The 6260-nt window shown below is 54.9% G+C and carries 4 protein-coding genes and 1 tRNA gene; all 5 read right to left on the bottom strand.

Annotated elements, in window-relative coordinates; all coding sequences use genetic code 11:
• Nucleotides 1-699: 699 nt before the first annotated feature.
• The 5 genes from A3OI_RS0104980 to A3OI_RS0104960 all read right to left on the bottom strand — a co-directional run bounded on the left by A3OI_RS0104980 (nt 700) and on the right by A3OI_RS0104960 (nt 6247).
• A tRNA-Asp gene (locus A3OI_RS0104980) sits at nt 700-776 on the bottom strand.
• A gap of 148 nt (nt 777-924) precedes the next feature.
• A complete protein-coding gene (locus A3OI_RS0104975) occupies nt 925-2484 on the bottom strand; it encodes an ATP-binding response regulator (protein ID WP_018403219.1) in 1560 nt (519 codons plus the stop codon).
• Nucleotides 2485-2529: 45 nt separating this feature from the next.
• Nucleotides 2530-3156, bottom strand: a complete 627-nt coding sequence (fixJ, locus tag A3OI_RS0104970) for a response regulator FixJ (protein WP_018403218.1) — start codon at nt 3154-3156, stop codon at nt 2530-2532.
• Nucleotides 3157-3191: 35 nt separating this feature from the next.
• Entirely contained in the window at nt 3192-5600 is a 2409-nt protein-coding gene (locus A3OI_RS0104965; RefSeq protein WP_018403217.1) for a Lon protease family protein, read from the bottom strand.
• Between the two features lie 116 nt (nt 5601-5716).
• Nucleotides 5717-6247 carry a flavodoxin family protein gene (locus A3OI_RS0104960; RefSeq protein ID WP_018403216.1) on the bottom strand — a complete coding sequence of 177 codons (531 nt, stop codon included), beginning with the start codon at nt 6245-6247 and terminating at the stop codon, nt 5717-5719.
• Between the last annotated feature and the right edge of the window lie 13 nt (nt 6248-6260).

Here is a 6260-nt window from a genome sequence, read left to right as displayed (position 1 = left end):
TCGAGGTCACGCTATCCATCCCCACCCAAATGTTAGGGAAGTCGCTCCCGCTCCACTTGAGTCAATTGGATGGGGTATTTCGCGACATCATAACCGCGCTCAGGGATGAAACGCCCTTGCCAAACCACAAGCTTGAGGCTTTGCGATCGCATCGCGCTGCGCTATAAGCGCGTTTTCGCCTTCTGCGACTTTGCGCCATCGACATCGTGTAGCCAGTGGCCAGGGAAGGTGGCGTCACTTTCCATGGCGCTATCCCTGGCGCGCGTAGCTGGCATTTCGTCAAGACGTTTCCAGTCGCCATGAAGGCTCGGCTGACTCTCAAGAAACGCCTTGGATGCCGTGCGAGCTTGTGCGACAGCCGTGTCCCGCAGAACAGGCGCCGCGCCATCACTTGTCACAACTGAGAGCTCCCGCCAGAGCCGGCCCCTGAAAAACACGTAAATCCAGCCGGTTCGGAGCGGTGCGCTAATGGTTTCCTCATAGCCACTCATGGGTCGCCGGTGCGCGCTCGGCATCTCCGGCACCTGTACCTTCTGCCCACTCCCCCCACTCGCCGCTCCACCGGCGTTCATTTTGATAGAGGCACCGCCCATGGACACGCCGCTTGGGTCGATCTTCACAAAGCTGCCGCCGGCCTTGAGGGTGATTTCGCCCTAACGAAAAAACCCCAGATTGTTTCCAATCTGGGGTTTTTAAATTTGGCGGAGCGGACGGGACTCGAACCCGCGACCCCCGGCGTGACAGGCCGGTATTCTAACCAACTGAACTACCGCTCCAAGCTGAAACCGTGTGTGCGATCTTTTCAGATTGCTCGGTGACAACGAGGGCGAATTATAGAGACACCCCACTTTATGTCAACGGTTTTTATGAATATTTTTTATTTTTTGGCATTGCGACGTCTGGTATGGCCGCCACAGAGCGCGCTCAATCAGATTCGGGCCGGGCAACGACTGCCACGGGCAGCGTGAAGTAAAAACGGGTGCCGCCGTCTATCGGGCGTTCAAAACCAATTTCACCGCCCTGGGCGTGAATCAGTGATTGGCAGGTGGTCAAGCCGATGCCCATGCCTTCACTTTTGGTGGTGTAGAACGGCAGGAACAGCTTTTCCTCGGCGTCGTCTTGCAGACCAATGCCATGGTCACGCACCTCGATGCGCACGAAGCCCTGTGCGGTGAGTGTTGCGTTCACCTCCACCGGTACTGCCGAGTCGACGCTGCGGGTAGCCTCCAGGCCGTTGCGGATCAGGTTAAGGGCTACCTGCTGAACCTGAATCGGATCTGCCAGCACGTCAGGCAGGTTTGGGGCCAGAGTCAGCTCTATTCCGCCCTCGTTATTACGCATGTCGACTTCCGCGAACTGGCGGGTATCTTCGAGCAAAGCGGCGATAGCGACAATTTCTTTGCCGGTGGCGGGCTTTTTCATAAACCGGCGGATACGACGAATGATCTCACTGGCCCGGTGCGACTGGGCTTCTACTTTGTCCATGGTTTGCTGTAGCAGAACTAAATCCGGCTCTGCTTTGCCCACCAGGCGCTTGGCCACGCGAGCGTAATTGGTAATAGCGGTCAGCGGCTGGTTCACTTCGTGGGCAAAACCTGCGGCCATTTCGCCCATGGTGGTCATGCGCGAGGTATGGGCCAGCTGGTCGCGCTGTTCCTGCACCGTGGCGCGAGCTTCTTCCAGCGCCTGTTCATTAGCCAGTTCTGCGGTAATGTCGCGAAACACGACAACAGCGCCCTGCAACTCGTCGGCATCCTGTTTGGGCGAGGACCGATATTTTGCGCGAAACGCCGACCGGTCTACACGCAGCATCTGAATATCGCGCTGTGCCTCTGCAATGCCGTGACGACAGGTGGCCTGAACCGGCAGGGGGTCCTGGCTATCACCCGCGGCGGCAAAATGCAGGTCAAAAAAACATTGGCCAATCAACTCTTCCACCGGAGCGTTCATAATCTGGCCGGCGGCGGGATTGGCAAATTCGATGATGCCGTTTTCGTCGAGGCCGTAAATGCCCTCGCTGATGGCGTTAAGAATACGGGACTGATCGCTTTGTAATTCACGGTTGCGCGCCTGAAGTTCGCGCTCAAGGCGAATAACCCGGGCGTGGGTTTTTACCCTCGCGATCACTTCTTGTGACTGAAACGGCTTGGAAATGTAGTCGGCGCCACCCAGCGAGAACCCTCTTACCTTGGCGCTCAGGTCATCAAGGGCTGACAGGAAAACCACCGCGCAATCGGCGGTGGCCGGGTCAGCTTTCAAGCGCCGGCAGACTTCATAGCCGTCCATTTCCGGCATCATGATGTCCAGCAGAATCACTTCTGGCTGATGACAACAGGCCAGTTCCAGCGCTTTAGCGCCTCCGTTGGCGATCAGCAGCCAATAGCCTTTGTCTTTCAGAGTCTCATAAAGCACTTTCAGGTTCTGGGGATTGTCATCCACAAGCAGAACCGTTACCTCACGGTTGTCGATGACGGTATCAGTCATATGCAAGAAGCCGGTTACCAAAGTAACCGTATGATGCCGTTCGGATCATCGTGGGTCGATAAGGTTCTTTACTGACAGCACCATACGGACCAGATGTGCCAGTGAATGGGTGCCCATCTTGTGCATCACCCGGGAGCGGTGAATCTCTACCGTGCGCTGACTGATTTCCAGCTCTATGGCAATCACCTTGTTGGCCTGGCCGGCGATCATGCGATCCATAATTTCGTGCTCGCGGGGGGTCAGGCTTTTTACACGGCGCACGATTTCCTGCTTTTCACCCAGGGTTTTGCGCTGCTGGCGGTCTTGCACCAGGGCAGCTTCGATCTTTTCCAGCAGGGCTTCTTCGCGGTAGGGCTTCTGAATGAAGTCTATGGCGCCCTCTTTCATGGCGTCTACCGCCATGGGAACGTCGCCGTGCCCGGTTACAAAGATAATTGGCAGAATCGAGTGTTTGTCGCTAAGTTTTTTCTGTAGCTCCATACCATCCATACCCGGCATGCGGATATCCAGCACGATGCAGCCCGCCATGGCGTCAGAATAGCTTTCCAGAAACGCGGTAGCGCTGTCGTAGGTTTTTACCGGTTTGTCGTCTGACTGCAGCAGCAACTCCAGTGAATCGCGCACCGCTTCGTCGTCTTCAACCACGTATACCGTTTGTTGGATGTCCGTCATGGCGCTGTAATCTCCTGTCCGTTTTATAGTGCTGGTCAGTGAATGGACGGATCTTTGTTGTTATCCCGACTATGTTCCTGACGCTCGTGTTCACGCATTTTTTCAAACCGTTGCTGGATAATGCCAAAAACGGTGCCTTTAGGGTACCTGCCTTTGCTATCGGGCGTGCCCGCTGGCGTACCCATCAGCATGGCTACGGCTTCTTCCACGTGACTGACAGCGTAAACATGAAAGTCGCCGGCTTTCACCGCGGCAACCACTTCGCTGTCTAGCATCAGGTTTTGTACGTTGCTAGCCGGCATAATGACGCCCTGGTTGCCGCTAAGGCCACCCTTAAGCTGGCAGGTGGTGAAAAAGCCTTCTATTTTCTCGTTCACTCCACCAATCGGCTGCACTTCGCCAAACTGGTTGATAGAACCGGTAATGGCCAAATCCTGCCTGACTGGCAGTTGCGCTATAGACGACACCAAGGCGCACAGTTCTGCTAAAGAGGCACTGTCGCCGTCTACTTCGCCATAATTTTGCTCGAATGTAAGGCTGGCCGACAGGTGCATCGGGTCGTCTACGGCAAACCGCGACGCCAGCCAGGATGTCAGAATCATCACGCCTTTCGAGTGAATGCTGCCACCCAATTTTACGTCGCGTTCAATATCAATGACGTCGCCATCGCCATAATAGCTGCTGGCGGTGATGCGGTTCGACAAACCAAATTCGAAACCGCCGGTAGAAAGCACTGAAAGCGCGTTAACCTGGCCAACGCAGGTGCCGCCGGTGGTCACCAAGGTGGTGCCATCGCGGATGGAATCGTAAAAATGGTCGCGAATGCGGCTGTTGCGGTAACGGGCGCTCACCAGAGCACGCTCTACGTGCACATCCTGAATCTGTTTGGCCGCAGCTTGGCGCGCCCAGTAGTCTGACTCGCGCAGTAAATTTGCAATGTCGGCGGCGTGCAACGACAGGCGGTTCTGATGCTCAGCCATGCGGGCGCTTTGCTCGATCACTCGCGCCACGGCTTTATGGGTGCAGTGCAGCAGTTTTTTCTCGATTACCAGGCTGGCAATAAACTTGGCGTAAGCCAACTGGCTGTCGTTGTTGCGATACATTTCGTTTTCGAAATCTGCGGTCACGCGGAACAGTTCTGAAAACTCGGGATCGTATTCCTGCAGCAGCATCCAGGTTTCACGGTCACCAAACAGTACGATTTTCACATCCAGTGGCACCGGCTCGGGCTCAATGGAGATGGTGCCAGACAGGGTCAGCTCGCGCTCCAGGGAGTTAATCTGGATACAACGGGACTGCAACGCACGCTTCAGGGCGTCCCAGGCGAACGGCTGCTCCAGCACTTTTGTAGCGTCCATCAACAGGTAACCGCCGTTGGCGCGGTGCAGGCTGCCCGGGCGAATCAGCGAAAAGTCGGTAAACACCGTGCCTTTATAGGTCACGTTTTCGACGTAACCGAACAGGTTGTGATAAGTGGGGTTGTCTTCCACTTCTACCGGGATCTCTTTGGTTTTCTGATGGACCAGCAGATTCACCAAATAGCGCCGCGGCATTTTCTTATCCAGTGACGCGTAGGCAATCGTGGCCTGCTCATCATCGTCATCCAGAAAAATCTCCAGATTCTCGGACAGGTCTTTGCGCACGGCTTCAATAAATCCGGCCACCTCTGGCAGGTTTTTGTAACGTTCTTTCAACTCGTCAATCTGGTGACCGGTAACGCCCTCCAGAGTTTCCTGGTTCAGCGATTGTTGTTTGTCAGCGTATTCCTGTTCCCAGTCGGCCAGTTTGCGCAGGGCGCGGCGCAGGCGTTTTTCCAGATTATTGACAATCTCTTCGAACTTTTCGCGCTGAGCGTCCGTCAGGGCCTTAAAAGACTCTGCGGTATGAGCTTCATCACCACTCATAGCCACTAGCCGATAACCACCCGGGGTGCTTATGGTCAAGCTGACTTTTTGACGCTTGGCCTGCTTCGCGACTTTTTCCAGCTCGCCATCCTGAAGCGCGGTGTAATCGCTTTTTAACTTTTCAGCACGTTCCAAAAAGCCATCGCTATCGAAGGTTTGCGGAATCACCTTCACCAGCCGGCTCATCAGCTTTTCCATATCGCGCTTCAGCTGAATGCCCTGCCCGGCCGGCAGTTTCAGCAGCTTTGGCACCCGCGGCTCTTCAAAGTCGGCCACGTAGCACCAATCGTGGGACTGCTGGTCGGTATCTTTATGGTGTTCCAGGTACCGCAGCATCATGGTGCGTTTACCCAGGCCATTGATACCGACCGCATACACGTTGTAACCACCGTGAGGCATAGCCAGCGCAAAGCGCACCGCTTCCTGAGCACGGTTCTGACCCACAATTTCAGCCAGGGGTTCTAACTGGCGGGTACTTTTAAATGGCAGATCTTTCAGAACACAGGCTTTGTAGAGCTGATGCGGAGGCAATGACTTCAAGGTTTAATCCTGTAACAGTCGGAATACAAAGATGACTTACTGCGCACAGCAGCAAGTCCGATTTAATAATCGGGCCATTGTACATTTTTTAGAGGCAAGGGGCTGTTGCAAGCCGTTTAGATCAGACCGTTATCGAGACTGGCCGCAATGTACAAGCCCAACTCTTCGCACTGCTGTTCAAACTCATCGGCGTAACTGCCACGGCACAGCAGAGGCTCTTGCACCAGCTTCCAGCGCAGGCCGGTGGTGATGCTGTCAATCGCACGGCGGGTGCCAGTACCGTCATGGCCGGCACGAATATAAAAGGTAAATGGCAGGCCTTGGGTTTTTTCCAGGCACGGATAATAACAGCGATCAAAAAAATCTTTCAATGCGCCGCTCATGTAACCGAGATTTTCAGTGGTGCCGAGGATAATCGCGTTGCAAGCCAGAACATCGTCGGGGCCGGCATCCAGCGGGGCAAGAACCTTTACTTCAACGTTTTCAATATCTCTATGGCTAGCGCCAGCGACGACTGCGTTGCGCAATTTGCGGGTATTTGGCGAGGGAGCATGGGCAACAATCAATAGTTTTTTGGCGCTGGGCTTTTCGACTTCTGACTTTTCAGAGCCTGAACCTTTAGAGTCTGACCTTTTAGAGCCTGGCATAGCCGGCCTCACT

The organism is Marinobacter gelidimuriae (genome assembly GCF_000372805.1).
Classification (GTDB): Bacteria; Pseudomonadota; Gammaproteobacteria; order Pseudomonadales; family Oleiphilaceae; genus Marinobacter; species Marinobacter gelidimuriae.
This window is presented reverse-complemented; position numbering and strand designations above follow the sequence as displayed.